General features: G+C 68.5%; 20 protein-coding genes and 2 pseudogenes. 12 read left to right on the top strand and 10 right to left on the bottom strand.

Going from position 1 to position 24254, the window contains the following annotated elements; genetic code table 11:
* Nucleotides 1–196 precede the first annotated feature (196 nt).
* Nucleotides 197–601, top strand: coding sequence for a PaaI family thioesterase (locus JIX55_RS50515; RefSeq protein WP_257561179.1), 405 nt, complete (start codon nucleotides 197–199; stop codon nucleotides 599–601).
* Complete coding sequence (locus JIX55_RS50520; RefSeq protein WP_189783608.1) at nucleotides 594–1271, top strand: TetR/AcrR family transcriptional regulator; 678 nt, start codon at nucleotides 594–596, stop codon at nucleotides 1269–1271. Before JIX55_RS50515 ends, JIX55_RS50520 begins: the two co-directional genes overlap by 8 nt.
* Nucleotides 1272–2623: 1352 nt before the next feature.
* On the opposite strand, the gene JIX55_RS50525 is transcribed toward JIX55_RS50520, so the two are convergent.
* Both JIX55_RS50525 and JIX55_RS50530 read right to left on the bottom strand, forming a co-directional pair.
* Nucleotides 2624–4618: an Ig-like domain repeat protein gene (locus JIX55_RS50525; protein WP_257561175.1), complete on the bottom strand. Its 1995-nt coding sequence runs from the start codon at nucleotides 4616–4618 to the stop codon at nucleotides 2624–2626.
* 799 nt (nucleotides 4619–5417) lie between these two features.
* The gene (locus JIX55_RS50530; protein ID WP_257561174.1) at nucleotides 5418–6290 is read right to left on the bottom strand and encodes an esterase/lipase family protein; all 873 of its coding nucleotides are present in this window, start codon (nucleotides 6288–6290) and stop codon (nucleotides 5418–5420) included.
* Between the two features lie 553 nt (nucleotides 6291–6843).
* On the opposite strand from JIX55_RS50530, the gene JIX55_RS50535 reads away from it, so the two are divergent.
* From JIX55_RS50535 to JIX55_RS50545, 3 genes are read left to right on the top strand one after another with little or no spacing between them, the layout of a single operon-like run.
* Nucleotides 6844–7836, top strand: coding sequence for a sensor histidine kinase (locus JIX55_RS50535; RefSeq protein WP_257561173.1), 993 nt, complete (start codon nucleotides 6844–6846; stop codon nucleotides 7834–7836).
* 10 nt (nucleotides 7837–7846) lie between these two features.
* Nucleotides 7847–8968, top strand: coding sequence for a hypothetical protein (locus JIX55_RS50540; RefSeq protein WP_257561172.1), 1122 nt, complete (start codon nucleotides 7847–7849; stop codon nucleotides 8966–8968).
* On the top strand, nucleotides 8932–9618 hold the full coding sequence (locus JIX55_RS50545; protein ID WP_257561171.1) for a response regulator transcription factor: 687 nt from the start codon (nucleotides 8932–8934) through the stop codon (nucleotides 9616–9618). Before JIX55_RS50540 ends, JIX55_RS50545 begins: the two co-directional genes overlap by 37 nt.
* Before the next feature lie 66 nt (nucleotides 9619–9684).
* On the opposite strand, the gene JIX55_RS50550 is transcribed toward JIX55_RS50545, so the two are convergent.
* Nucleotides 9685–10119 (bottom strand): hypothetical protein, encoded by a 435-nt coding sequence (locus JIX55_RS50550; protein WP_257561169.1) that lies wholly within the window; start codon nucleotides 10117–10119, stop codon nucleotides 9685–9687.
* Nucleotides 10120–10135: 16 nt separating this feature from the next.
* Here JIX55_RS50550 and JIX55_RS50555 point away from each other — a divergent pair, with 16 nt between their 5' ends.
* Nucleotides 10136–10723 (top strand): transposase family protein, encoded by a 588-nt coding sequence (locus JIX55_RS50555; RefSeq protein WP_257561168.1) that lies wholly within the window; start codon nucleotides 10136–10138, stop codon nucleotides 10721–10723.
* Between the two features lie 888 nt (nucleotides 10724–11611).
* Here the strand turns inward: JIX55_RS50555 and JIX55_RS50560 are convergent.
* Nucleotides 11612–12793 carry an FAD-dependent monooxygenase gene (locus JIX55_RS50560; RefSeq protein ID WP_257561167.1) on the bottom strand — a complete coding sequence of 394 codons (1182 nt, stop codon included), beginning with the start codon at nucleotides 12791–12793 and terminating at the stop codon, nucleotides 11612–11614.
* Nucleotides 12794–13027: 234 nt separating this feature from the next.
* On the opposite strand from JIX55_RS50560, the gene JIX55_RS50565 reads away from it, so the two are divergent.
* Together JIX55_RS50565 and JIX55_RS50570 are read left to right on the top strand one after the other, a co-directional pair.
* Nucleotides 13028–13294, top strand: coding sequence for a hypothetical protein (locus JIX55_RS50565; RefSeq protein WP_257561166.1), 267 nt, complete (start codon nucleotides 13028–13030; stop codon nucleotides 13292–13294).
* Nucleotides 13295–13430: 136 nt separating this feature from the next.
* A pseudogene (locus JIX55_RS50570) lies at nucleotides 13431–14439 on the top strand (IS5 family transposase).
* Between the two features lie 65 nt (nucleotides 14440–14504).
* Here the strand turns inward: JIX55_RS50570 and JIX55_RS50575 are convergent.
* The gene (locus tag JIX55_RS50575) at nucleotides 14505–15455 is read right to left on the bottom strand and encodes an SDR family NAD(P)-dependent oxidoreductase (protein ID WP_257569164.1); all 951 of its coding nucleotides are present in this window, start codon (nucleotides 15453–15455) and stop codon (nucleotides 14505–14507) included.
* A gap of 706 nt (nucleotides 15456–16161) precedes the next feature.
* Between JIX55_RS50575 and JIX55_RS50580 the strand changes: the two genes are divergently transcribed.
* Together JIX55_RS50580 and JIX55_RS50585 are read left to right on the top strand one after the other, a co-directional pair.
* Nucleotides 16162–16659, top strand: coding sequence for a transposase family protein (locus tag JIX55_RS50580; protein ID WP_257561165.1), 498 nt, complete (start codon nucleotides 16162–16164; stop codon nucleotides 16657–16659).
* A gap of 285 nt (nucleotides 16660–16944) precedes the next feature.
* The gene (locus tag JIX55_RS50585) at nucleotides 16945–18174 is read left to right on the top strand and encodes an IS110 family transposase (protein WP_257561164.1); all 1230 of its coding nucleotides are present in this window, start codon (nucleotides 16945–16947) and stop codon (nucleotides 18172–18174) included.
* Between the two features lie 386 nt (nucleotides 18175–18560).
* Here JIX55_RS50585 and JIX55_RS50590 read toward each other — a convergent pair whose 3' ends face one another.
* The 5 genes and pseudogenes from JIX55_RS50590 to JIX55_RS50610 all read right to left on the bottom strand — a co-directional run.
* A complete protein-coding gene (locus JIX55_RS50590) occupies nucleotides 18561–19001 on the bottom strand; it encodes a hypothetical protein (RefSeq protein WP_257561163.1) in 441 nt (146 codons plus the stop codon).
* A 237-nt stretch (nucleotides 19002–19238) separates the two neighbouring features.
* The gene (locus JIX55_RS50595) at nucleotides 19239–20039 is read right to left on the bottom strand and encodes a hypothetical protein (RefSeq protein ID WP_257561162.1); all 801 of its coding nucleotides are present in this window, start codon (nucleotides 20037–20039) and stop codon (nucleotides 19239–19241) included.
* Nucleotides 20040–20195: 156 nt separating this feature from the next.
* Complete coding sequence (locus JIX55_RS50600) at nucleotides 20196–20846, bottom strand: hypothetical protein (protein ID WP_257561161.1); 651 nt, start codon at nucleotides 20844–20846, stop codon at nucleotides 20196–20198.
* On the bottom strand, nucleotides 20847–21137 hold the full coding sequence (locus JIX55_RS50605; RefSeq protein WP_257569725.1) for a hypothetical protein: 291 nt from the start codon (nucleotides 21135–21137) through the stop codon (nucleotides 20847–20849).
* A gap of 10 nt (nucleotides 21138–21147) precedes the next feature.
* A pseudogene (locus JIX55_RS50610) lies at nucleotides 21148–21975 on the bottom strand (transposase); the annotation flags it as partial.
* A 463-nt stretch (nucleotides 21976–22438) separates the two neighbouring features.
* Between JIX55_RS50610 and JIX55_RS50615 the strand changes: the two are divergent.
* Together JIX55_RS50615 and JIX55_RS50620 are read left to right on the top strand one after the other, a co-directional pair.
* On the top strand, nucleotides 22439–22987 hold the full coding sequence (locus JIX55_RS50615) for a YciI family protein (protein WP_257561160.1): 549 nt from the start codon (nucleotides 22439–22441) through the stop codon (nucleotides 22985–22987).
* Between the two features lie 70 nt (nucleotides 22988–23057).
* A complete protein-coding gene (locus JIX55_RS50620) occupies nucleotides 23058–24197 on the top strand; it encodes a GDSL-type esterase/lipase family protein (protein WP_257561159.1) in 1140 nt (379 codons plus the stop codon).
* The last annotated feature ends 57 nt before the right edge of the window (nucleotides 24198–24254 follow it).

Consider the following 24254-nt stretch of genomic DNA (forward strand, 5'->3'; position numbering starts at 1 on the left):
ACGGCAAGTTCGACGGTTCTCCAGACACTTGAAATTGTCTCATCCGAGTGACAGCTCGGCGTCTCTCAGCACGCCTCCGATCGGCACCGGAAGACCGCACAGCCCTGCAGCCTCGCGCCACAGGCGTGGACACGAACCGTGACGTCCACATAACATGTCACCGTTAACTTAACGGCGACAACCTGAGGGGCCCGCGATGACCATCACCGAGCAAGACGTCTACACCTTGGCGCCGTTCGCCAGGACGCTCGGGATACGCTTCGGAGCACTCAAGGCCGACGCTGTCACCGCGCAACTCGCCTACACGCCCGAGCAGTCCACCGTCGGCGCCGCGATGCACGGCGGGGCACTGATGGGGCTGGCCGATGTAGCCGGCGCCGTGTGCGCCACGCTCAACGGGACCGCCGACACCGTCCCCGCGACCATGGAATCCACCACCCACTTCCTGCGGCCCGTACACGGCACCGGCGCCTTCGCGACCTCCCGTCCGCTGCACGTCGGCAAGTCAACGGTCGCCGTGGAAATCGACATCAGGGATGACAAGGACCGGCTCTGTGCCCGCGTCACTCAACTCGTCGCCCTCCGGAGGCGCCATGACTAAGGGACCCGGCCAGACCACGGCCGACGGCCGCGCCAGCACAACCGAAGGCCGTCGGCGCAGTCGCGCCAAGCGAGGCCATGGCGGCCGACTGAGGGACGAGCTCATCGAAGCGGCCGGCACGCTGCTCGACGACGCCGGCGAGGACGGCGTGACCATCCGCGCGGTGGCACAGGCTGTCGGGGTCAGCACCCCCTCGGTGTATCTGCACTTCGACAACCGACTGGAACTGCTGCACACCGTATGCCTCGGGGTCTGGGACGAGCTCGGCCGACGGATGCTGAGCATCAGCGCCCAGACCACCGACCCGTTCGCCGAACTCCACCAGCGCAGTGTCGCCTACATCAGGTTCGGGCTCGACCATCCCCTGCGCTACCGCCTGGTCGCGACCGGACCCGCGACAGCCGCCACTGAGCAGGTCGCCGACGCCTGCTTCCGATTCCTACGGGAAACGGTGCAGCGATGCGCCGACGCCGGCGTGCTCCACGGCGATGTGACGGCGCTGACCCGGGCCATCTGCGCGTGCCTGCACGGTGCCGTCTCGCTGCTGATCCTCCAGCCGACCTCGAAATGGCCCGACGACATCCCCCAATACGCAGACGACGCCGCCACCCTCGCCTGCCAGGGCGCCGCCGCCCTCTCACGCGCGCACCATGGCCGCTACGGAACGTGAACTGTTCTGTCCTGGGCAACGCTCCGCTACGCCTCGCTGGCGTCCTCATCGGTACCCCAGCGGCCAGCCGAACCCGCCGTGGCAGCCCGCGCGCTACCGCAGGCGCCGCCGGGGATGAACCGAACGACGCGCGCACCAGCCGCACCAGCCCGGCCCCGGCCAGAGCCCCGGTGCGCACCTGTAACCGATCCGGCGCGCACCGAGGCGCGGTTACCAGCGCGTTCGATGCGCACCGGATCGGGCAGCGGTGCGCACTACACGGTGGTGGTGCGCACCCGATGTGCACCAACCGCCGCGCGATACGCACCAGCTGTGCACCACCCGAGGGATAGGACGCGCGGGCCCGCTCCAGGTGATCGGTGCGCATCGTCTTGAGGGGGTCGACGATGTCCTCGCCCTCCTGCCGCAGGACGTTCTCGGTGAACCGGATGATGGTGTTGGCGACGCCCCAGATCGCGCTGGGGACGCACTCACGCGTCCGCTCCTCCAGCGCGGCCAGCAGGACGCCCCCGACCTCGTCCAGGGCGAAGGAGTCCGCGCACGGATCGGCACCGGGCGCCAGGTCCGTGACGGGAAGGATGATGTCCTCAGCCAGCCGCAACAAGAGGTAGGTCGGCGCCGGAACGGCCCTCGTTCGATCGACGACGGTGGCAAGGGCGTGCTCGCTGTGGTCCTGCATCCCCAGGAGGTACTCGAAAGCGAGCTCCACCTCTTCGGGCGTCAGCGGAGCACCGACGTCAGGTGCTTCAGAGCAGCGACGAAAAACGGTCGTCATCGTGATTACGGTGGCGGCCGTTTCGCTTTGCTGTCGTGGGTCAGAGGGTGTCAGCACTGGGTGGTGAGGTGGCCTGCGGGGTGCAGCTGCCGAGGGGTTTGTCGGTCGGCGGCGGGTGGGCCGTCGGCTCACAGGCGCCGACCTTCCCGCGTTTCGCCTGTCCACCGGAAGCTCCCTCGCCTCCTGCACGTACGTCCGGGAACACCGTGTCTCAGGCGTCGGTGCGATGGGCACGGTCCGTTACGAGAAGGGATCGGACACCGACGTGCTGCTTGGCGATGGAGGCCGGGAATGGCTGGCGCACGCGCTGATGGTCGGCCCCGGCTCCTGGGCGATGCGGCGGCCGCACAGCCCGAGCTGGTTGCCGGCTCCAGTGCCCATCTCCCTGCTGGAGCTGATCGCTGTTCGTACGCCCCGCGCGAACGGCATCGGAAAGAGCAGCGTAGAACTGACCGCCGGAAGGCTCGGAGTAGGCGGGGAATATGCCACAGGTCGGCGGCTTCCAGCCGTCGTGAGCTTCGGCCACGCCACGCCCCTCACGGGGTGGGGCGTGGCGTCGGCCACTGCCGCCGTCGGCTCAGTTGGTGAAGGCGAAGTACTTCCAGGAGCCGTGCGTGGTCGAGTTCACGGTGTCGCCCGAGTCGTTGTTGAGGTACGAGGAGCGGACCCGGAACCGGTATCCGGTCGGGTGGGTGCCGGTGAGTTCCACTGTGCATTTGCCCGTGCTGCTGAGCTTGAAGTACTCCGAGCCCGTCGTGCGCCACGTGCCCCCGGAATAGACCTGGAAGGTCAGCTTCTGGGAGCGGCCGGGGTAGGCCGTCATGGTGGTCGTGAGCAGCGGGTTGGTGGTCTTGTGGAAGTAGTACTGGGTGTGTCCGCCGACCGTGGCCGTCTTGTAGTAGCGACTGGGGCTCAGCGACACCTTGACCTTGGCGCCCGCCCAGCTTTTCGCCGTCTTCGGCGCCGTCCGCGCGTCCCCGGCGAAGGACGCGCTCACCGTGGTGTCGCGCTTCAGCGTGAGGGTGACCGACAGATTGCCCTCGCTGTTGACCGTGCCGGTCTTGACGAGGTACTTGCCCTTGCCGTCGCCGGCGGTGTCCGCGTAGAGCGACAGCGTCCGGTTCTTGTAGGTCGTGCCGAGGTGGGCGGTGAACTTCACCTCGCTGCCGTACGCGTAGATGTTGCCGTTCTTGTTCACCGACAGCGCGGTGGAGGCGCGCGAGACGCTCACGGAGTCCGACGCGGAGGCCCCGAGGTGGTCGGCGTCGCCGGCATAGGCGACCTTGTATGACACCGTGCCGCCTGCGGGCGGGGTGTCGGTGAAGGAGAAGGTGCCGTCCGCCTTCACCGTCACCGCGGGCAGGGCCTTGCCGTTCGGCGATTCCAGATCGGTGCGGGTGACCGCCACCGTGGTCCCCGCCGGGAGCTGCGCGGAGTTCACCTTGCCGGTGATCGTCAGCGGCTTGGCGCGGTCGGCCTGTGCCGGCGCGTTCACCGTGACCCACGAGTACATCTTGCCGGGCTCGTTGACAACGCGCAGACGGTACTCCGGGTTGCTGCTGTCATAGTGCGTCACCACGAAGAGCCGGCTGCTGTCGGGCGCGAGGGCGAGACTCCCCTGGTCGAGGCGGGACGGCCAGATGACGCCGCCATGGTCGTCCAGGAAAGTGCCGGTGCGCCTCGGGGTCGTGCCACCCGGCTGGTAGACGTACACCATCGGTTCGTTGTTGTCGGTGCCCGTCGCGACGAGGCCGTCAGGTGCGATATCCACAGAATTTGGCCAGTAGCCGCCGAAGTATGAGCCGACCACTGCCAGATCCGTGGTCCGGTACACCTGATGAGTCGCGGAAGACGCCACGACCTGCGTGCCGTCGGGGGTGAGCGCCAGGTCCTCCACGTGCTGTCCGAACTGCTCGTCCGGCACGCGATAGAGGGCCGTTCGGGCGGCCGTGCCAGCTGACACGTCGTAAATGGCCAGCGGGGTCAATGAGTACTGGCGCGAGCCTGCCGCCAGGGTGTTGGGGGCGCCGGGCGCCGAATCCAGCAAGGGAGCGTCGGTCCAGGTACCGTCCGATTCCTGACCGAGCGACACGTGCGGCTGCTCGGCCGACAGGTCGAGTGAGCCGATGTTGCCGTGGCCGACGCCGCCGTAGCCGAACCAGATCCTGCCGCCCGCGAGCGCGAGATGTTCCGGGTCGGTGCCATCGCCTGTCGCGTACCGAGCGGACTCGGTGACCGTCGCCGAGTCGATGGCCACGATCTCGTCGGTACCCGGCACAGCAACGTAGAGCGTGCCGGAGTCGGCGGACAGCTCCAGCCCGTCGGCCCGCGGGAGTGAGGCTACCGACCCGATGACCTTGCCGGCGTAGTCCGTGGCGACGACCTTGCCCCCCGACGGATCGCTGATGAAGACGCGCTGGTGAACGCCGTCCACGATGATGTCGCCGCTGGAGACGATGGGCAGCACGGCGCTGCTGTCAGCCACAGCGGGGCCAGCAGCCGATCCCACCAGAACGACGGAACTGAAAGCCACCGCGAGCGCCGTCGCGGACGAAAGGCTGCGCACACGCACAGTGATTCCTACCCCCACCCCAAAAGGCGCAGCGCCATCCGCACATCGCGGAGTGCTGCCGAGTGAGCGCAGCGTAGAGCACCAATCCGGCGGGCGGGCAGGGGGCTCCCGTCCAGCGCGAGCCGCGCACGGCAGTCCCGGGCATCGCCTTCGGTTGCGCAAGCAGCGCAGGCGGCTCCAGGACGCCGGACGCCGCCGCCTCGCCGCCGGAGATTCCGTCGGCCCCGCGCGCGGTAGGGCCGGATCGGCAACGCCGCTGCCCGCCGCGACGCTCGCGCCCTGTCCCGGGTGCGGCACTCCACCGCCTGGCTGTGGTGACGGATACGCCCTCTCCGATATGCACCGGCGATACGGCGAATCCGGCCCGCCGTGCTCGATACGCGCCTCGATGCCGTATCGAGTACGGAGCATCCGATGCGCCGCACCGCACCGGATACGCCGCATCGTCATGAGCACCACGATGTCCCGCACCGCACCAGGTGCGCACCATCGACGATGCCCGGCACTCTCGCGCACCACGATGCGCCGCACTGAGAGGTGTGCAAGCTGAAGTTGCTGGTCACGGAGCTGGTGTGCGTGGGCATCGGGAGCTCGTGCTGGTCGCTGGCAGGTGACTTTGGTGAAGATCATCGGTCATCGGGCGACTTCGCGGTTCGTGAGGACCAGCAAGGCCCGGGCCACCCTCGCGGCACCACCATCGAGGTCCCGATCACTGGGAAGCCTCAGCGCCACGACCACCGCCCGCCCCCGCATCGCCCGGACTCCACAGGGTGGCGTCCGGGCGGTGGCGGCGGCAAAGTCAGTGCGAGGCTTCGCGGACCACGGCCTTATGCGCCCTCACAACCGGCGCTATCCTGTCGGCGTAGGAAGACCATGCTGCGCCACCGTCCTTGAATCGGCCGCGATACTTGAAGTTCTTGTGGCTCTTCAGGGCGGTGTGACTGATCGCCTTGTCTCCGCTGTCGTCGTACTGGAGCTTGTGATTCGCGCTGATCCAAGTTCCGGAACTCGCAGAGACCGTTGTGTCATCGTAAGACGAGACCGCCGTCCAGTCCGTTCCCATGGCCGACTTGCTGGGAGTCTGGGGAAGGTCGTCGAGGAAGTCGCTGCCCGGAGCCATTTGATTGCACTGCCGCGGAGTCCTGTAGAACGCTCCGCACAGGGAGAGCTGACCCATGCTCGCCCCATTGTGCGGAGTGCCGAGTGTGACAACGTCCTCGATGTAGAGGTACGGCGGGAAGCCAGGGCTGCCCTTCTTGACGTGGTACAGCGCGGCGCGGACCACGAGGCCGCCCATGGAATGGGCGACCACGTCGACCTTCTGGCCGCCGTACGGGGAGCTGGAGTAGGCGTTGTAGACGCGGTTGGCGAAATGCCTGGCTATCGTCGTGAGGCTCGTTTCACGTGTGCCGTAATCGCCGTTCGAGTCCTTGAACCGGGTGGTGCAGCCGTTTGATCCCGACTCATTCTTGTAGTAGCTGTACGTGATCAGCTGATTGTCCGCATACCCGTTCGACTTGAAGTAAGCGATCGCGCTCGCCCAATACTCCCGGCAGTTGGTCGCCGCCGCGCCGCTGGGATCGAATCCGTGCACAAAGATCACCTTGCCGGGGCCGTTCTCCCGGCTCGGCGCGGCGTTTGCCGGGGCAGCCGCCACGAATGCGATCGCCATGGCGAGAAGTGCGCTGAGGAACAGCGTGGTTGAACTTCGGGATCTTCGCATGGCCCTACCCCTCCGGGTAATCAGGTTGAGCTCGTAGAGATCGGGTGTCCGATCAGAGTGAACGTGCTGGATCACTGGCCGCCCGTACGGACAGGGCCGCCGAACCTCGAATGACACCCCGGATCCCTCCCCGGGCGTCCCGGTTCTGAAGGCTAGACGGCGGGACTCGCGATGGGCATGTCACGCGAACGCGTGACAACGCGGCGAGATGCCGCGCACGCCTCCCGTTGGCCGCGCTCGGTGACTTAGGTTGAGCGGCGGGTTCCGTCGGTACCCGGGGGGTAACAGGGGGAGCACCATGGGGAATACGGCCAAAACCCTCAATTCGCCAGGCGGAGGCGGGAATCCGCCAGATGGAGGCGGTGGGTCGACGCAGGGGCCCGCCCAACACCAGCTTCAGCGCAAGTCCGCACGCCTGTCCGCGGTCCTGAGGGCGACCAGTGCGGTCGGAGCGGCCCTGGTCGCTATGGTCGGCTTCGCACCGCCCGCACGCTCCGTCTGGGTGGCCGTCGCTGTCGTCGGACTGCTGGTGTGGAGCGGCCTGTTCACCGTTGTGATGTTCAGGCCGGGACCGTATCCCTGGCTCTGCGCCGGTGACACCGCCGTCGTTGTGGTGCTCTGTCTGGCGCACGGCAGGCTCGTCCCGGCCGAGGTCCTGGAAGCGTCAGCGGGCTCCGGATGGATCGACATGGTCGCCGGCACCGGTGTCTTCATCGCACAGTTCACGCTGCGGCAGCCCTGGGCGATGGCCGCGGCGCTCGCCATCGCGGCGGCCCACGCGATGGGCACCGGGCTACGAGAGGCCTCCGTCGTCCTGGTACTCCAGGGGCTGCTCGCCGCCGCTGTCGCCGTCCTGCTGCGACATGGAGCGTGCAGGGCGGACCTCGCGCTGTCCGAGGAGGCGTCGGCGCGTGCGTCGGCGCGGGCCCGGTCCGCCGCCCGCACCGACGAGCTGGACCAGCAGCGGCTGTTGCACGACACCGTGCTCGCCACGCTCACCATGGTGGGTACCGGCAGCATCACCCGTGACTCCGCCGCGCTGCCGGAACGGGCCGCGGCCGACTTGGCCGTCATCGAAGACCTGCGGGCACACCCCGGTGTGGCACGCACTGGGGCGCACGACCCCGCGCCGCTGGATGTCGCGCTGCGCACTGCCGTACTGACGCACCGCGTCGGCCTTCCATCACTGGACATCGAGTTCGACGTGCCACCGCTGGACCTCCCCCACCAGGTCGTGGAAGCCCTCTCGCAAGGGATCGCCGAGGCCCTGGCCAACGTGGCCCAGCACGCGAACACCCGCGCCGCCCGGGTCTCGGGCCGACGCCTCGGGCAGGGCGCCACCGTCGAAGTCCGCGACAGCGGAGCCGGGTTCGACCCGGCGGCTGTTCCCCCCACCGGCGCGGCCTGCGGGAATCGGTCTACGGCCGGATGCGTGCCGTGGGCGGCAGCGCCCGAGTGGTTTCGTCCCCCGGCGCCGGCACCCGGGTCGTGCTGAGGTGGGAGCCATGAGCACCGGCGTCGTCGAGGGCGTGGTCGCCACCCGCTTCGCCAAGGCCGTCAGTATCGGGCTGGTGGCGATCGTCGGCGTCTGGCACCTGGGTCTGGACACCCTGCTGGTACTCAGGGGCTGGCCGATGTACGAGCCGCAGGTCGCCGCCGCGGGCGCCTGGCTGGCCCTCGTGGTCATCCAGACGGCCGGTTCCGTCCTGCTGCTGCGTTCCGCGCTCAGCGCGCACACCGCGCGAATGCTGGCCGGGGCGGCGCTGATCAGCGGCGTCGTCGCCACCGCCACGTACCCGCCGGGCGCGGCGATCGGCGACGTGAGCTGGGCGTGGAACACCGTGGGCTGGTTCGGCGTGCTGCTTCTGCTGCAGCGTCCCCTGTGGGAGCTGATCACCCTGCTCGGCGCCAACACGGCCGTCACGGCGGGCTTCCTGGCAGCCGACGGCGCGCTCGACCACGTCACCGTCTCCCGTCTGCTGGCCGCGACCTACACCACCGCCGGTATCCAGCTGACCTTCGCGTACCTGGTACGGCAGCTCAACGACGGTGCCAGGGAAGCCACCGAGGCCGCCGCGGCACACGCGGAGCACCTCGCCCGTGCCACCGCCGACGAGACCGTGCACACCGAGCGCCGGCGCCGGTACGAGCATCTGCGCGGCAGAGTGGAACCGCTACTGCGTGGTCTGACTGAACGCCGACTGGACCCGGGGGACACCGTCGTACGCCAACGCGCCGCCGTGGAGGCGGCACGCTTGCGGAGGCTGTTTGCGGAGACGGACGACACCCCGCACCCGCTCCTGCACGAACTGCGGGCCTGTGCCGACATCGCCGAGCGGCGCGGGGTACACGTCACCCTGCTGAGCTACGGAGACCTGCCCGAGCTGCCGACATCCGTCCGCCGGGAACTGGCGGAAGGGGCCCTGCTGGTCCTAGCCGCCGCAGCCACCGAGGCGCGGGTTACCCTGCTGGCGACGCCGGAGGAGGTTGCGGTGAGTGTGGTGGCCGACGCCCCGCCGGAGACGGTCGTGGAACCGCCGGGCCTGCTTGCCGTGTCCTTCCTGTCCGACCAGGAGGGGGACCAGTTGTGGTGGGAGACCCGATATCCGGTGCGACCGGCTCGCTGACCGTTGCCATCATCGACGATCACCCTGTCGTCATCGAAGGCATTCAGACGTGGCTGTCCGAGGAGCCGCGGATCTCGGTTGTGTACACCGGCGAAACCCCCGATGTGCCGCCCGGAGTCGCGGATGTCCTCATTCTCGATCTGAATCTGCACGGCACAATCGCCATCGACGCTGTCGCCACGCTGGCTGCGGCGGGTCAACGGGTCATCGCCTTCTCGCAGTTCACCGAGCAGCGAGTGGTGCTCGAATCGCTGGAGGCCGGAGCGTGCGAGTTCGTCGCGAAGAACGAGGGACGGGTGCACCTGGTGAACACGGTGTTGGCGGCGGCGGGCGACAGGCCGTACGTCACACCGACGGCCGCGGGTGTCCTCGTGGGTGATCGCGGCGCGAACAGGCCCCAGCTGTCCTCGCAGGAACGTACCGCTCTGCTGTGGTGGTTCCAGTCCATGTCGAAGGCCTCGGTCGCCCGGCGCATGGGTGTGTCAGTCCACACCGTGGACGTGTACATCCGCCGGGCGAGAGTCAAGTACGCACAGGTCGGCAGAAACGCACCGACAAAGGCAGACATGCTGGCCCGCGCGATCGAGGACGGCTTGGTGAAGCCCGACGACATCACAGGCTACGAGTCAGCCGCGGCTGGCGGGGGCTGACCGCCCCGAAGGCCACCCGTGCGATCCCTACCTCTACCGCGAGGCGCCTCCGTGTCAGGACCACAGTTACTGGGCAGTATGCATCGTGAAGTCGCAGGTCACAGGTCTGGTGTGAATGGCGAGTTGGGTACTCGTGCCGGTCCGCGGCCGATGACCATGGCGTAGATCATCGGGTAGGTCCGGCTCCGGCGGGATGCCGAGTTCGGCTGCGCCCACGACCGGCCCCCGCCTACGATCCGTCAGCAGGTCGACACGCCGTGAGAACGCGGGAAGGCGCGGGGGATGCAGGAGCGGCAGTGGATCACCGCCCGCCGGAGCGAACTGGACGACCTCGCCGAAGAGTCGGGCAAGCAACTCCAGGAGGTCCAGGCCGAGCGGGATGAACTGGCGGTCGCGGGGCGGGTGTTGAACCGTCTGGCCGAGCAGGCCCTCGCCGACGCCGCGCCTGTCGCTCCGGTACCGGCGAAGGTGGCCGGGCGGGCAGTCCTGCTCATCCCGCACCACCGTGACCCGATGGGTGAGGGAGGTCGTCGGCCTGCTCGCAGCCCCCGCCCCGCGTCTGGACCGGGCGTGCAAGAAGATCGCCCGAATGGGTGGCGGCATCGTACTGCTGGACGGATCAGTGATCCGTACCCGGCGCAGGACCGGGAAGGAGAACCGGAAGAACTACTCCGGCAAGAACAAATGCCACGGCCTGCTCGTGATCGCCCTCACCGACGACCGGGGCCGACTGCTGTGGATCTCGGCGGCCCGCCCCGGGCGCACCTCGGAGATCACCGCCTGCCGGCACGACAAGCTCACCCGGAAACTGCGGGAAGCCGGACTCGGCGCCATCGCCGACCTGGGGTTCGTCGGCCTCGACGACGGCGGCCCCGACGCCGACCCGGCGGTGATCACCGGCTACAAGGCCGCCCGGAACCGGCCCCTGACGCGAGGCCAGAAGCTGTCCAACACGGCACTGGCGGCCGTCCGGGCACCCGTCGAGCACGGCTTCGCCCACCTCAAGAACTGGCGCGTCCTCGGCAAGGTACGCACCGACCCCGCCTGGGCGACCGCCCTGGTCCGGGCCTTGCTGGTCCTCACGAACCGCGAAGTCGCCCGATGATCTTCACCAAAGTCACCTGCCGGCGACCAGCATGAGCTCCCGATGCCCACGCACACCAGCCCCGTGACCGGCAACTTCAGCTTGCACACCTCTCACTCGATGTTCCGTACCGCACCGGTGCGCACGACGCCCGGCCGCACCTTGACCAGGTGCGGCCGGGCGCGCGTTGTTCCTTGACCAGGTTCGCTACCGGCACGTTTCCCCTTGTCAGCCTCCGTCCCGGCCGTCGATCAGGTCACGGATAAGGGGGTGTGTGTTATAGGCGCGCGGCCGGATCCGATGCGCACCATGTGCGGTGCGCGGTGCGGGTGGTGCGCACGATGTGGCGTACCGTCCGGACCTGGTGCACGCACTGGATGCGCACCACCCGCACGGCATCGGCCGGCGCGTTGCGCCTACACGCCGGTGGTGCGCGCCGACTGCGCACCCGGTGCACCGTGCGCATCGTGGGCCTGGCGCAGGGCGGCGGCCTCCAACTGCTCCAGGATTTCCGTGACGTCCTGGCCGTCCCGGTGAGGATCTCTTCGGAGAAGCGGATGATGGCCCGGGCGATGCCCGGCACCGAAGCCGGGCACAGGTCGTCCTCGGCACGCAGCGTGGTGAGGAAGATCCGCCCGAGTGCATCCAGGGCGAAGGAGTCCCTGCACAGGTCGCCCTCGTCGGCGCTGGGCAGCGCGGTGATCGGCGTGACGATCCGGTCGGCGGCGTCTAGCTGGAGGCCCTGTCGTCAAAGTCTCCCGATGGGGCACGTGTTGTCCGGTGCGTGCATCGCAAGGCGGAGGTCCGTTCGAGTACTGGACGCTGTTGGGCGGTCCGACAACGAAGCGAGCAGGGGTGCTGGGACGCGCGGCCCAGCGGGACTTTGACGACAGAGACTCGCGGTCCCTGCTACCCGGGGAGGCGGAAGCCGTTGAAGAGGTCGTCCATGGCGCGCAGGGCCAGGCGGGCAGGGGTGGCATGGACAGCGAGGTCGCGGGCCGCCACCGCGAGCGGGTTACGCAGGGCGCCCAGGCGGCCGACCCGGCGGGCGCGGACGCGCACGGCGTCGGTACGCCCGCGGCGGGCGGCGGTGTACGCGGCGAGGGAGGCCGGGACGGAGTCTGTGCTGTCTCCGCCGTCTCCGGCGGGAAGCAGGTGGGCGAGGACCACCGCGTCCTCGATGGCCTGGCAGCCGCCCTGGCCGAGGTTGGGGGCCATGGCGTGGGCGGCGTCGCCCAGCCAGGCGATCCGGCCGTGGTGCAGGGTGGGGAGCGGGGCGGCCAGGTCGTAGAGGTCGTTCTGGAGGACGTCGGCAGGGTCGAGGCGGCGGATGCGATCCAGCAGGGCCGGAATCGGGTCGTGCCACGAGCCGAAGCGGCGCCGGAGTTCGGCGCGGGGGTCGGCCGACCGGGTGCCGGCCGGGAGGACCGCGGTGGCGTAGAGGTAAAACCGGCCGTCGGAGAGCGGGGTGACGCCGAACCGCTCGCCCCGCCCCCAGGTCTCACTCATGGCCGGTATCCGTAGGTCCGGGGCGTCCACGATGGTCCGCCAGGCGGTCTCGCCGATGTAGTGCAGGCCGGGGTGGGCGGGGAAGTACGCGCGGCGCAGCGGGCTGTGGATGCCGTCGGCGGCGACGACCAAATCGGCGGCAAGGTTCGGGCCGACTGCCGTACGGATGGTCGGGCGGCCCGCGGCGTCGTCGACGGCGGTCACGGCGGTGCCGTAGCGGAGGGCCTCCGGCGGCAGGGAGGCGGCCAGGGCGGCGGTGAAGGCCGGGCGCGGGACGGCGATCGGGGGCATGCCGTAGCGGGCTGCCATGTCGGCGGTGTCGGTCCGGGTGAGCCACTGGCCGTCGGAGCGGCGTACGCCCATCGTCGTGGGTACGGCGCTGCCGGCGGCGCGGGCGGCGTCGACGCCGATGGTGTCGAGTGCGCGCAGGGCGTTGGGGGCGAGGCCGATGCCGGCGCCGGTGGCGGGGGGTTCGGGGGCGCGTTCGCAGACGGTGACGTGCCAGCCGCGGCGATGCAGTGCGACGGCGGCGGTGAGGCCGCCGATTCCGGCCCCGGCCACCACCGCGTGACGTTTCGGCATGGAACACCACTTCCGTTCGGTTCGAGCACCCTCTACAGCCGCAGAGCCCTGCCTCTGCAATCGTAGAGTCAGGGCATGTCAGCACGGGCTGCGCGTTACACGCCGGGATCACGCTAGCCCCACCCGTAGGCGACCATGACGGAGCTGCACCGCTCGGCGCCAGGCCGAGCGCGGCGTGGACAAACCGCAGGTGTGACGGGGGCCGTCGCGCGATCCTTCTGAGCAAAACCGGACATGACGCAGATGCGCGCTCTCCTCGACGACGTCGTGCAGAGCAGTGACCGCCGCTACCGTGTTGAACAGGCTTACGACCCGGGGGAAGCCATGAGCAGCGACAGCGACAAGCGGGACGACCACGACCAACACCCCAAGCGTCGTACGGAAACGCTCTGGCGCATCGGCATCGTGGTCGCCCTCATGGCCTGGTTCTTCTTCCTCATCTACATCGCTGAGGACCCCGGCCCGGTGTGCGGCACGGGCCAGGACAAAGGCCCCTGTTAGAGCCTGTCTCCTCGACCTCGCGCCGGTTCTGAAACCTACTCAAGCACGGTTGCCGCGTACTAGGGCCTGTGTGAGGTCGTGATCAATCTTGCCGATCCGGATCCGCATGGAAGGCAGATCCGGTAGGAAGACGATCGTGACGCGCAGGCAACTCACCGACGAGCAGTGGAAGTTGATCGAGCCGTTCCTGCCGATAGGCGAGTACGGCCTGTACCCCGAGCGGCTGCGGGAGCAGTTCGAGGGGGTGATCTGGCGGTTCCGCACCAGCAGTCAGTGGCGGGAGATGCCACGTGAGTTCGGCCCGTGGCCTACGGTCTACGGCCGCTTCCGGGTCTGGAGGGACGCCGACGTCTTCACCGCGCTGCTGGAAGGCGTGATCGCCGAGGCCGCCCGCCAGGGACAGACGGACTTGTCCCTGGTCAGCGTGGACTCCACGGCCACCCGCGCCCGCCACGACGCTGCCGGGATGTGCATCGGCAAGGAGGTCATGGACGCCCTTGAGGAAGCCGCCGCCGAGCAGGAGCGGACCCGGCAAAGGGGGGCGGCCCGCCAGAACAGAACGGACAGGACGCAGGTGACGACCCCGAGCGGGAAGAGCGGCGGCACGTCAGGCGACGGCGCAGGCTCCGCTTGGCACAAGGGCTGCTCGGCAGATCCCGTGGTGGGCTGACGAGCAAGGTTCATCTTGCTGCGGACCGCAAGTGCCGTGCGTTGTCGTTCGTCCTGACCGCGGGACAGGCCGCCGACAGCCCCCAGTTCGTCGCCGTGCTGCGGAAGGTGCGGGTCCGTCTGCCGGTCGGCCGTCCCGGACCCGGCCTGGCGCTGTCGCCGCGGACAAGGCCTACTCATCCCGCGCTAACCGCTCTTACCTGCGCAAACGCAACATCAAGGCAGTCATCCCGAAGAAGAAGGACCAGGCCGCCAACCGAAAGAAGAAAGGCAGCCGGGGCGGCCGCCCCACACGCCACGACACCGATCTCTACGAGGAGCGGAACACCGTCGAGCGCCTGATCAACAAGCTGAAAGCCTGGCGGGGCATCGCGACTCGATACGACAAGACCCCCGAGGGCTATCTCGCCGGCCTCCACCTCCGCGCCTCCATGATCTGGATCAACGACCTCCTGCGGGCAACTGGTTGTGACTGAGCCCGGTTGGCCGGACTGACCATGCCAGTTGACTACCGGACAGCCGCCTGGGCGCGGCTCCGCGCCTACCGGAAACCGAGGTGCGGATCCGTGCCGACCAGCTCACCGCTGACGGCCCACAGGCGAGCGGCGATGGCCGGGTCGGCCATATGAGAGGGGACGGGCTCACGCCGCGGTATGCCCCGCAGGCCGAAGACCCTCGGCCCCCACAGCTGCCCTCCCTGCACCTCCGAGTCGAGGACGGCGCGGACGACGGGCCATGCTCCGGCGTCCTTGCCCTGCACCAAGAGACCGGCGGGCAAGGCGCGCAGCCGCTCGCCGGGGGTTGTCACGCCTACCGGCGGGCGGGACGGGGTGAGGGAGTCCAGTGCGCCGCCGGGGTGGGCCACCACACTGAGAACCGGGCTGCCCACGGCACGCAGGCGGCGATCGAGTTCGAAACCAAAGCACATCTGCGCCAGCTTCGATCGGCCGTAGGTGCGCTTGGACCGGTAGTCCTGGACCGACTGCAGATCGCCCAGGTCCAGTCGCTCGGACCGCGCCGCAAAGCTTCCCACCGTCACGATGCGACCCGCCGACGCCGCGGACAGCAGGGGGGCCAGCCACTGGGTAAGCGCGAAGTGGCCGAGGTGGTTGGTGCCGAACATCAGCTCGTGACCGTCCCCGGTCTCTCGACGCGGCGGGTCGTCGAGAGCGACCCCTGCGTTGTAGACCACCGCGTCGAGATGATCGAGATCCAGCATGTCCACGGCGGTCTTCAGGGACGACAGGTCGGCGAGGTCCAGTTGAAGATGCCGCACACGCGCGCCAGAGACGCGTGAGCGGATCGAGGCCATGGCGGCGTCGGCCTTCGCGGCGTCCCGGCTGCCGAGTACGACAACCGCGCCGGTGGCGGCGAGCTGCTCCGCGACAAAGTAGCCGATCCCGGCGTTACCCCCGGTGACCAGGAAAATCCTGCCCTCGGCAGACGGTAGCCGGTGAACGTCCCACGCTCGGCTCTGGGATGCGGAAGACACGATGACAGGCTCCTTGTGCTCTCGGCAGCGTGCTCATGAAGAGCACCAACCCGACCAAGGTCCCAACCTCCACCGACAAACCGCCGACAGATCACGGTTAGCGCAGACAGACTTCCGATACCCGTCCCGAGAGAGCAAGAAGGTCGCTACGCCACGACCGGCACAGAACCGGTCGCGAGCACGGCCAGATGAAGCACTGAGTGGTCAACTCGGGCACTCAGTCACACTTTTTGATCGCAACATCACACAGGCCCCAATGCCGTCCCGCCCCGAGCTGTGACCTGAGCCTCGACCGAAACGGTACGTTTTGGGCGTTCTTACTGCCTATTCTGTCGGGGACATGAGGATGGCGACCTGCGGTGACCGTGATGCCCGAGGACGGCAATCCTCCTTCGGGGACTGCTTGTGCCTCTGCCTGTGGTGGCAGGTGTGTCTCGCCCAATACAGCAGTGGGCGTTGTGCAACCTGAATTCGCTGGTCCCGGTGATCCGCTCGCGCTGGCGCAAGCTCCCGCCCGGCCGCATCGCCCTGACGGCCCTGACCGCCCTGACCGCCCTGACCGTCCTGGCCGTCCTCCGCCACGACCATCGGCTTTCCGACATGGCGGGTGGCAACGGCATCTCCGCTTCCACCGTGCGCCGCTGGCTTCTGGAAGTGACCGGCCTGCTCGCCGTACGGGCCCCGCGCCCTGAAGAAAATCGCCCGGATGGGTGGCGTCGTTGTGTTGCTCGACGGCACTCTCGTCCGTACTCGCCGACGCACCGGGGATGCCAACCGGCCGAACTACAGCGGGAAGCACAAGACCCACGGCCTGCTGTTCCTCGCCCTGACCGATGAGAAGGGCAACTTGGTGTGGATCTCGGCGGCGAAGCCGGGGCGCTCCTCGGAGATCACCACTGCCCGCCACAACAAGATCACCACCCACCTGCGGGAGGCCGACCTTGGGGCGCTGGCGGACCTCGGCTTCGTCGGTCTGGACGACGACCCCGACGACTCGGTGATCGTCACCGGCCGCAAAGCGGCCCGCGGCCATCCCCTCACCGCCGCCCAGAAGGCGGCCAACCATCTGGTCAACCGCGAGCGAGCACGGCTTCGCCGACCTGAAGAACTAATCCCTTTCCAAGGGCATCCCGAGGGAGTGACCCAGTTCCCCGGGTGTTCGAGTCGGGTGCTGGATGTATGCCTTCTGAAGAACGGGCCTTGATGCCTCTCGCCAGACCGGTGACATCCAGCACCCGCGAGCGTCAACACCGTCACCTCGGTCACTCGTTGGTGTTGGTGGTGCGAGCCCACTCCGCGGTGACCTCTTGATACGCCCGAGCCTTCGAGCTCCCGCGCAGACCGAGGCCCGTGGGATGCGCTGGTGCCACGAACGGCTCGTGAGGTGGCGGCACATCCGCGCAGCGGTTGATGCCTGGGATTAGTGCGACGCGTGGCCCGCATGCGCTCGTGACCAGCGCAAACATCAGCACGTCGGGAAGGAACTGCCTTGATCTACTGCGGAATCGACTGGGCCGAACGCACCCACGACGTCGCTCTGGTCGACGACACCGGCACGTTAGTGGCCAAGCGGCACATAACCGACGACGCCGTCGGCTACAAGCTGTTGCTGGAGCTTCTCGCCGAGCACGGCGACACCGAGGAGAACCCGATCCCGGTTGCCATCGAGACCTCCCGCGGCCTGTTGGTCGCCGTGCTGCGGACCGGCAAGCGGAAGGTGTACGCGATCAACCCGCTGGCCGCCGCCCGCTACCGCGACCGGCACAGCGTCTCGCGCAAGAAGTCCGACCCCGGCGACGCCCTCGTCCTGGCGAACATCCTGCGCACCGACATGCACGCCCACCGGCCGCTGCCCGACGACTCCAACCTCGGCCGGGCGATCGCCGTCCTCGCGCGCGCTCAGCAGGACGCGCTGTGGAACCGGCAGCAGCTCGCCAACCAGCTCCGCTCCCTGCTGCGCGAGTACTACCCGGCCGCTCTGGACGCCATCGCCACCTGGACCAACGGCCTGTGCCGGCCCGAGGCACGTGAACTCCTCAAGACCGCCCCGACCCCGACGCGGGCAGCACGCCTGACCCGCGCCCAGCTCCAGGCCGCCCTCAAGCGGGCCGGCCGCAAGCGCGGCATCGCAGCCGAAGCCGACCGAATCCGCGACATCCTCCGCGCCGAGTGGGCCCACCAGCCGCCGCTTGTCGAGGACGCCCTCGGCAAACAGATGCTTGCCCTCCTCATGCAGCTCGACGCCGCCTGCACCGCCGCCGACCAGCTCGCCGAGGCGGTGCAGGACGCATTGCCTCAGCATCCGGACGCTGCGATCTTGCTGAGCTTCCCCGGGCTCGGCATCCAACTCGCCGCCCGGATCCTGGCCGAGATCGGTGACGACCGCACCCGCTTCGCCGACGCCCGGGGACTCAAGGCATACGCGGGCTCCTCGCCCATCACCCGCGCCTCCGGCAAGAAGTCGAGCATCACGCGGCGGTGGGTGAAGAACGACCGACTCAACCACGCCGGCTACCTCTGGGCCTTCGCCGCTCCGAACGGATCGCCCGGGGCCAAGGCCCACTACCGTCGGCGCCGCGACGAACACGGAGACTGGCACGCGGCCGCCCTGCGGAACCTGTTCAATCGAATGCTCGGCCAGCTCTATCACTGTCTTCAGCGGCGCGAGTTGTTCGACGAACGCACCGCTTTCCCCACCGAACTCGCCACCGCCGCTTGACGCGTTGGCAACGTGAGGTGTCTGGCGGATCCTCACCAAGGTCCGCATGAACGCCCGACACGCGACCATGGTCCTGGGGGCTCTCCTCGTGCTGACCAACGCCGAGATCTAGCTGATCACGGCAGCCGGCACGGGCAGTACGATCCCGTTTCATGTTCGTGGACATGGGGCGGGACGGACGACAGGACACGGTCGAGCTGGTCTACCAGCCGACGCGCGCCGACATCCTCACGGGCGTTCGGCTGCGTGAGCGCCGTCGGCGCCTCCACCTGGTCCGGTGGGGCTTCACGGGGCTGTTCGGGGCCGGCGCCGTGCTGGTGGTGACCGCACCGGAAAGCTCCGCGCAGTCGTTCCTCACCGCCGTGTTCTGCGCCGCCATGATCTGGTCAATCCTGGATGTGGATGGGCGCAGGGGACCATGTCGGCGGCAGCTGTTCAGCCGGATCCCCAGTCACCAGCAGCGGGTAGCGGAACTGCCACCACCGCGCTTGCTCGGCCATCGCACTTCGGCTCATACCGAGCGGCTTGATCGGTGCTGTCGCCGCTCGGAACCGATCGTCCAGGGCATCGAGCTCGGGCTGACGGAGCCTGCGGATCCGTTCGGTCAAGATCGGCCAGGCATCGTGGAGCCAGTCGCGATCGGCGATATCGTTGGCGAACTCCCAAGCCCACGTGGTGTCGAAGCCCTCTTCGACACTCGTCACGAATTCCGCCCAGGCCTCCATGCGAGCGTTCAGCGTCAGGGCATGAAGGTAGCGACTGGACAGCAGTTGCATGGCTTGATGGACCGACGCGTAGTCCTGATCGTCCAGCAGCTCACTCTCCATGGCTGGCAGCCTCGCACAAGGGCCCAATGGCGGCACCCCCATTCCGCACGTGACTGTGGCCGACGCGGGCAGGACACCGCGCACCTGGCAGGTGCAGCAAACCGACCGAGCCCGAGAGCGGCTCCGGACGGTGAAGTGGCAGATCAGAAGCGTTCTCGGTACCCCCAACGTCAGTCGTGCCCAACAAGCCCATGAAAGGGCGAGGCTAGTGACGCGCCGTCCTGAAACGGCACGGCCCTACACCCGGTCGCGCCTGAGAGTCGTCTCGCCGAGCCCGAGGGCCATGCTGCCCATGAGCTGACGAGCGAAGTCCTCCAGGATCGAGGGGTTGGCAGCGAAGAACTCCATGACCCGCTCGGTTCGCTGCTCAGGCGAAAGCTCTTTCAGTTCCTGCTGCCATGCCAGGGTGGCAGCACCGCCATCCTCGACCTCGGCATTCACGATGAGGCTCCAGAGCGCCTGCTGGGCGTCCTCACGGGCGAGCCAGGTCATGAACATCTGCTGGAACTGCTCGCTCGTCACAGTGACCTTCGGGTCGCTGGGCGCGGTGGCCACATCTTGGGAAGGCGCGTCAGCCTCGACCCCTGGGACAGCAACAGGAGGTGTCGTCGTGACCCCGGCCCGCAAGGCTTTCTTCTGGGCTCTGCGGGCCTGTTGCTTCCGCACCAAGGCTTCGCGCTTGGCAACGAGGAATGGCACGGTCTGGGTGTGCCACCAGTGGGCAACGTGAGGTTTTGCGATTTCTACGAGACCATCGATGATCTGGCCCGCGATGTCAGCCACGGCCTGTTGGACGGGGGTGAGCTGAGGACGCTGATCCTCCACGTACTCGGTGACGCAGACGATCTCGGGCTTGTCTGCGAAACCTGACTCGTCTTCGGCCTTCAGGCGGATCTCGACGTGCTCCGGTCCCCTGTCACTCGTCTTGGGAGTGAACCCACGACTCCAGCCTTCGCTCTTCCGCGAGTCGGCGAGACGCTCGCCCTTGGGGATGCGAACAACTGCGTCGACCTCGTCGTACTCCTGGTCCTCGGCCATGCGTCCTCGTCACTGCTCGGGTCCTTCCTCGGCGCTCGGTCGACGAGGATGTCGCGGTTGTAGAATCTCACCCATAACCGTAGCTGTAGCGTCCGACGATTCGGCAGGTTCGGCGAGCATCGCATCAGCCGCCACAGAGCCGCAGGTCCAAGGTTGTCACCAGTCCCCTTGCCGGATCCGCTCGTCGGACACGATCCCGTAGACGTACCGCCCAGAACGTTCGGGGCATCGTGGAATCTCCGACGGCCCCGCGATCGGCCATGCCTCCAGCGCTGACCTGATCTCGTGCCACTGCACGTTGCGCCGGCTCTCGACGATGACCAGGGTGTAGCGGTTGGTCCGGTAGGTGAAGGGCTTGCCGGTCTTCGTGTAGAAGACCTCTCCCTGGTGCTCCTCGATCCGAGGCCTCGCCGTCTCCATGTTGGGACCGACCGGCACCGGCTCGGGCGGAGGTGGCACTGGATGCCCTGCCCACCGGAGCCGTTTCTCCGGCGTTGGCTCCCGGCTACTCAGATGCCAGGATGCGCTCCCTCGCACGGTGGTCGACGTGACCGCCAGCTCTGTGCCGTCCGGCAGCACCCCACGGCCAGGCTCTCGGTAAGACTCCGCAATCGTGATGTCACGCCGTTCATAGCCGAGCCTGCTGGCAACTGACTCCAGGGTGCCCATCTGAGTGTTCCCGACGTACGACCACTGGTCCTCGCTCGCATCGTCCGAGAACTCCACGACGCCGACAAGGTAGACCCCGTCCTCGTTCGGGTCGCCGAAGAGCTGCCGCAAGCGGTCGGGTCCAAAGTCGCCCGTCATCTATCCGTCCACCCCTGCGTCGCCGCTATCAGATTCTCCGTCGATCAACGCGATCACAGTCTCCTTGGCTTGCGGCTGAGTCGCGTGCTGTGCCATCCGGGACCCGATCACTGCCACCCTGCTGAGCACCTCGGCGGCTTCCTTGAGTGTGGTTGAGGGCGGCAGCACGAAGCGCGCGCCGAACTCGACCTCACCGCTGAGCTTGGCCTGCCCCTCGCCGTAGCCATTGCCGAGGAACGCTGGAGCGCCGAGTTCCCTGAGTCGAGCCACGCCATCCTTCTCCCACTGCAACGTCCTTCTTCGGGATCTTCAGCACGGCTTGGTGGATGGCGTCGGTGATGGTCATTCCGACGGAATACGACAGCCACCGCCCCCGCCACTGCCCGTTAGGCGTGGGTGCCGCCGCCGGAGTCGGTGCGGATCAGTGTCTGCCGTCCCCGCCGCAGAGCCTTGGGGAGTTGTGCCAGGGCGAGTCGGGCGGTTTCGATGTGGTGTCGGCGGCGGTGTTGGAGCCTGCGTTGCCGGGCCGCAGCAGGGCGGCCACCGGCTCTCCGGACCCGGCCTGGCCGTGGCCGACGAACGCGACGAGGGGGTGGTGGCCGAAGGTCTTCTTCCAGGTCGCGGTGGCGTCCTGTTTCTCGTCGTGCGCGAGGACCAGCACTCCGCCGATGTCCACGATCACCTGGCCGTCGGCGGCCGGACTGTGCGCACCGGCCAGCTCCCAGACCCGCCCCGTGCTCGGGAACGTGCGGCCCGGATCGCCGGGAGGGCTTTCGGGCCGGATGCGGCGAGTGTGTCGATGACACGGGAGACCGTGGGATCGGAGGCCACCGGGCCGAACACATCCGGCTCGGCCCGCAGCATGCCGATGTCGGCCAGGCAGTCCCCGCCGAGCGCGACGGCCAGGGCCACATCCAGCAGGATCTTCCCCGGATCGGGCACGGCCCGCGGCTTGCGCCACGGCGTGGGTGCCGCCGATATCGCGGTGTCCAGACCGGACTTGCGGACCGTCTCGGCCAGCAGCACCGACCCGGCCTGCGAGACCACCCCCACGGCCACCGCCCTCGACACGGACACGCGGATACGCCCCGCTCGCTTCTTCACCTGGAGAGTGCTTCTTTCCTCGCAGCTGACAGGACCCTCGACAAGTCCCATCGTTGGCAGGCCAGCAGCACTCTCCACTTATTTGATCAAGGCCCGTACAGACCCACTCGCGAAAGCGCGAGGCTAGGATCGGCGGCGTCACGACTCGATGTCGAGGCCATCTCTCCGGAGTCGATCGGTACGGCGCGCGAGGTCACCCTCCTCTACCCCCGGGCCGGGCAGCCGGGCCCGGGGCAGTTCCGTCGGCGGGCCGTTGCTGTGGTGGTCGGCCGACGAGCCCTGGCCGATGTGCGCCGAACCGGACCACTACAAGCCGTTCGACGCGCCCGTAGGGCCGGAGCCGGTCGCGATGGTCCCGGAGTCCAGCTGTATGCACGGCATGTGCCCGGACTTGTCTTCCCCGCCGATGCTGCCTCGTTCGGAGCGCGGGGTCATCGTCGCCAAAAGCCAGTTGAGATAGTGCCCTTGGTGGGGAAGGGTCTGTGGTCATGGAGTTCTTCTGCTACCACCGTGATCGGCCCGGCTCCCTCGCGTTACGCGAGGAGCTGCTGGAGGAGCACTGGTCCTACATGGACCGGTACGCGAAGGAGCTGATCGCTCGCGGCCCGACCTTCGCCGATGATGGTGAAACACCCACCGGCAGCGTGCACATCGTCGACCTGCCCGATCCCGCCGCCGCCCGCGCGTTCGCCTTCGACGAGCCCAACTACCAGGCCGGCGCGTACCGGGACGTGCTGCTGCGCCGGTGGCGCAACGTGCTGGGGCGCACCATGTGGGACTTCCCCGGTGGCCAAACCGGTGGCAACCGGTACCTGGTGCTCGGCCTCGGCGAGGGCCCGGCCGCCGACCTCGTCCTGCCGCTCGAGGAGGACGAGCTGGTCGCGTACGGGCCGCTGCTGTCCGACGACGGCGACACCTGGCTGGGTACGGCGGTGCTGCTCAGGGCCCCGGATCCGGACACGGCACGAGCCGTTCTGACTGCGGACCGGTACGCGGACATCGAGGTCCACGACTGGGAGTTCGGCGGGCGTCGATGAGCCACGAAGGCACCGGGTTGATGTCATCTCCGGACCACATTGACCTGGGAAAGGAGCGGTGACGGTGGCGATGCGGACGGTTCCACTGGTGGGCGGGCCGGTGGAGTTACGGGGCGCGCTGGACCTGGAGACCACACAGGCAGGGGTGATGCCGCGCCGCTTGCCCGCCTGGACCAAGGAGCAGTACCAGGACCCCTCGGTCTACGGGGTGACCGTCATGCCTTCGGGGGTGCGGCTCGTGTTCCGCACCGATGCCCGCGCATTGGAGCTCGAGGTACTCACCTCCACCGGCCAGCTCGACTCCGACCCCCACCCTCGCCCGACCGGGATGCTGGAGTTGCTGGTGGACGGCGCCTTGGCCGGGCGCCAGCAGGCGCCGGTGGGCAACGTGCTGCGGATGGCGGGCCCCGGGGCCCTACAGCGACTCATCCCGGGCGAGCCAGCAACCGTACGGTTCGCCGGGCTGCCGGCCGGCATGAAGGGCGTCGAGTTGTGGCTGCCACAGCAGACCCCAACGGAACTGGTGGCACTGCGCGCTGACGGCGACGTACTGGCACCGCTGCCGGACGGGCGGCGCCGCTGGGTGCACCACGGCAGTTCCATCAGCCACTGCATCGAGGCTGACGGCCCGACCGGGACCTGGCCGGTGGTGGCAGCTGCGCTCGGAGGGGTGGAGGTGATCAACCTCAGCCAGGCGGGCAACGCGCTGCTGGATCCCTATGTCGCCCGGACGATCCGCGATACGCCCGCCGACCTGATCAGCCTCAAGGTGGGCATCAACATCGTGAGCCTGTCCGCCTTCCGGCTGCGGACGTTCGGTCCGGCGGTACACGGATTCCTGGACACGATCCGGGACGGACACCCGGACACCCCGCTGCTGTTGGTCTCTCCGGTGAGCTGTCCTGCCCTGGAGAAGGCACCCGGTCCGGCCGCGACCGGCCCGGACGGCAGGCTCGCTGCCCTGGGCGACCCGTCCGATGTGGCCGGCGGGGCATTGTCGCTGGCGGTCGTCCGTGCCGAGCTGGCCCGGATCGCTGCGGCACGACAGGCGTCCGATCCCCACCTCCACTATCTCGACGGACGCGAGCTGCTCGGCCCCAACGAGGCAGATGACCTGGCCGACGGCCTTCACCCCACCGCCGCCGCATACCGTCGAATGGGCAAGCGCTTTGCAGCCCACGCCTTCGCGACCGACGGTCCCTTCCGCTGAGTGAGCTGGGCTCCACACCCTGCACCAGGTGTGGAGCTTCCACGCTCCTCCGGCCGG

Source organism: Streptomyces sp. DSM 40750 (genome assembly GCF_024612035.1).
Taxonomy (GTDB): domain Bacteria; phylum Actinomycetota; class Actinomycetes; order Streptomycetales; family Streptomycetaceae; genus Streptomyces.

Excerpts from the sequence above, each read along its gene's own strand:
- JIX55_RS50515 (WP_257561179.1), top strand. The coding sequence starts at position 197 with ATGACCATCACCGAGCAAGACGTCTACACCTTGGCGCCGTTCGCCAGG.
- JIX55_RS50520 (WP_189783608.1), top strand. The coding sequence starts at position 594 with ATGACTAAGGGACCCGGCCAGACCACGGCCGACGGCCGCGCCAGCACA.
- JIX55_RS50530 (WP_257561174.1), bottom strand. The coding sequence starts at position 6,290 with ATGGCGATCGCATTCGTGGCGGCTGCCCCGGCAAACGCCGCGCCGAGC.
- JIX55_RS50540 (WP_257561172.1), top strand. The coding sequence starts at position 7,847 with ATGAGCACCGGCGTCGTCGAGGGCGTGGTCGCCACCCGCTTCGCCAAG.
- JIX55_RS50560 (WP_257561167.1), bottom strand. The coding sequence starts at position 12,793 with ATGCCGAAACGTCACGCGGTGGTGGCCGGGGCCGGAATCGGCGGCCTC.
- JIX55_RS50565 (WP_257561166.1), top strand. The coding sequence starts at position 13,028 with ATGACGCAGATGCGCGCTCTCCTCGACGACGTCGTGCAGAGCAGTGAC.
- JIX55_RS50580 (WP_257561165.1), top strand. The coding sequence starts at position 16,162 with ATGGGTGGCGTCGTTGTGTTGCTCGACGGCACTCTCGTCCGTACTCGC.
- JIX55_RS50590 (WP_257561163.1), bottom strand. The coding sequence starts at position 19,001 with ATGGAGAGTGAGCTGCTGGACGATCAGGACTACGCGTCGGTCCATCAA.
- JIX55_RS50595 (WP_257561162.1), bottom strand. The coding sequence starts at position 20,039 with ATGGCCGAGGACCAGGAGTACGACGAGGTCGACGCAGTTGTTCGCATC.
- JIX55_RS50600 (WP_257561161.1), bottom strand. The coding sequence starts at position 20,846 with ATGACGGGCGACTTTGGACCCGACCGCTTGCGGCAGCTCTTCGGCGAC.
- JIX55_RS50615 (WP_257561160.1), top strand. The coding sequence starts at position 22,439 with ATGGAGTTCTTCTGCTACCACCGTGATCGGCCCGGCTCCCTCGCGTTA.
- JIX55_RS50620 (WP_257561159.1), top strand. The coding sequence starts at position 23,058 with ATGCGGACGGTTCCACTGGTGGGCGGGCCGGTGGAGTTACGGGGCGCG.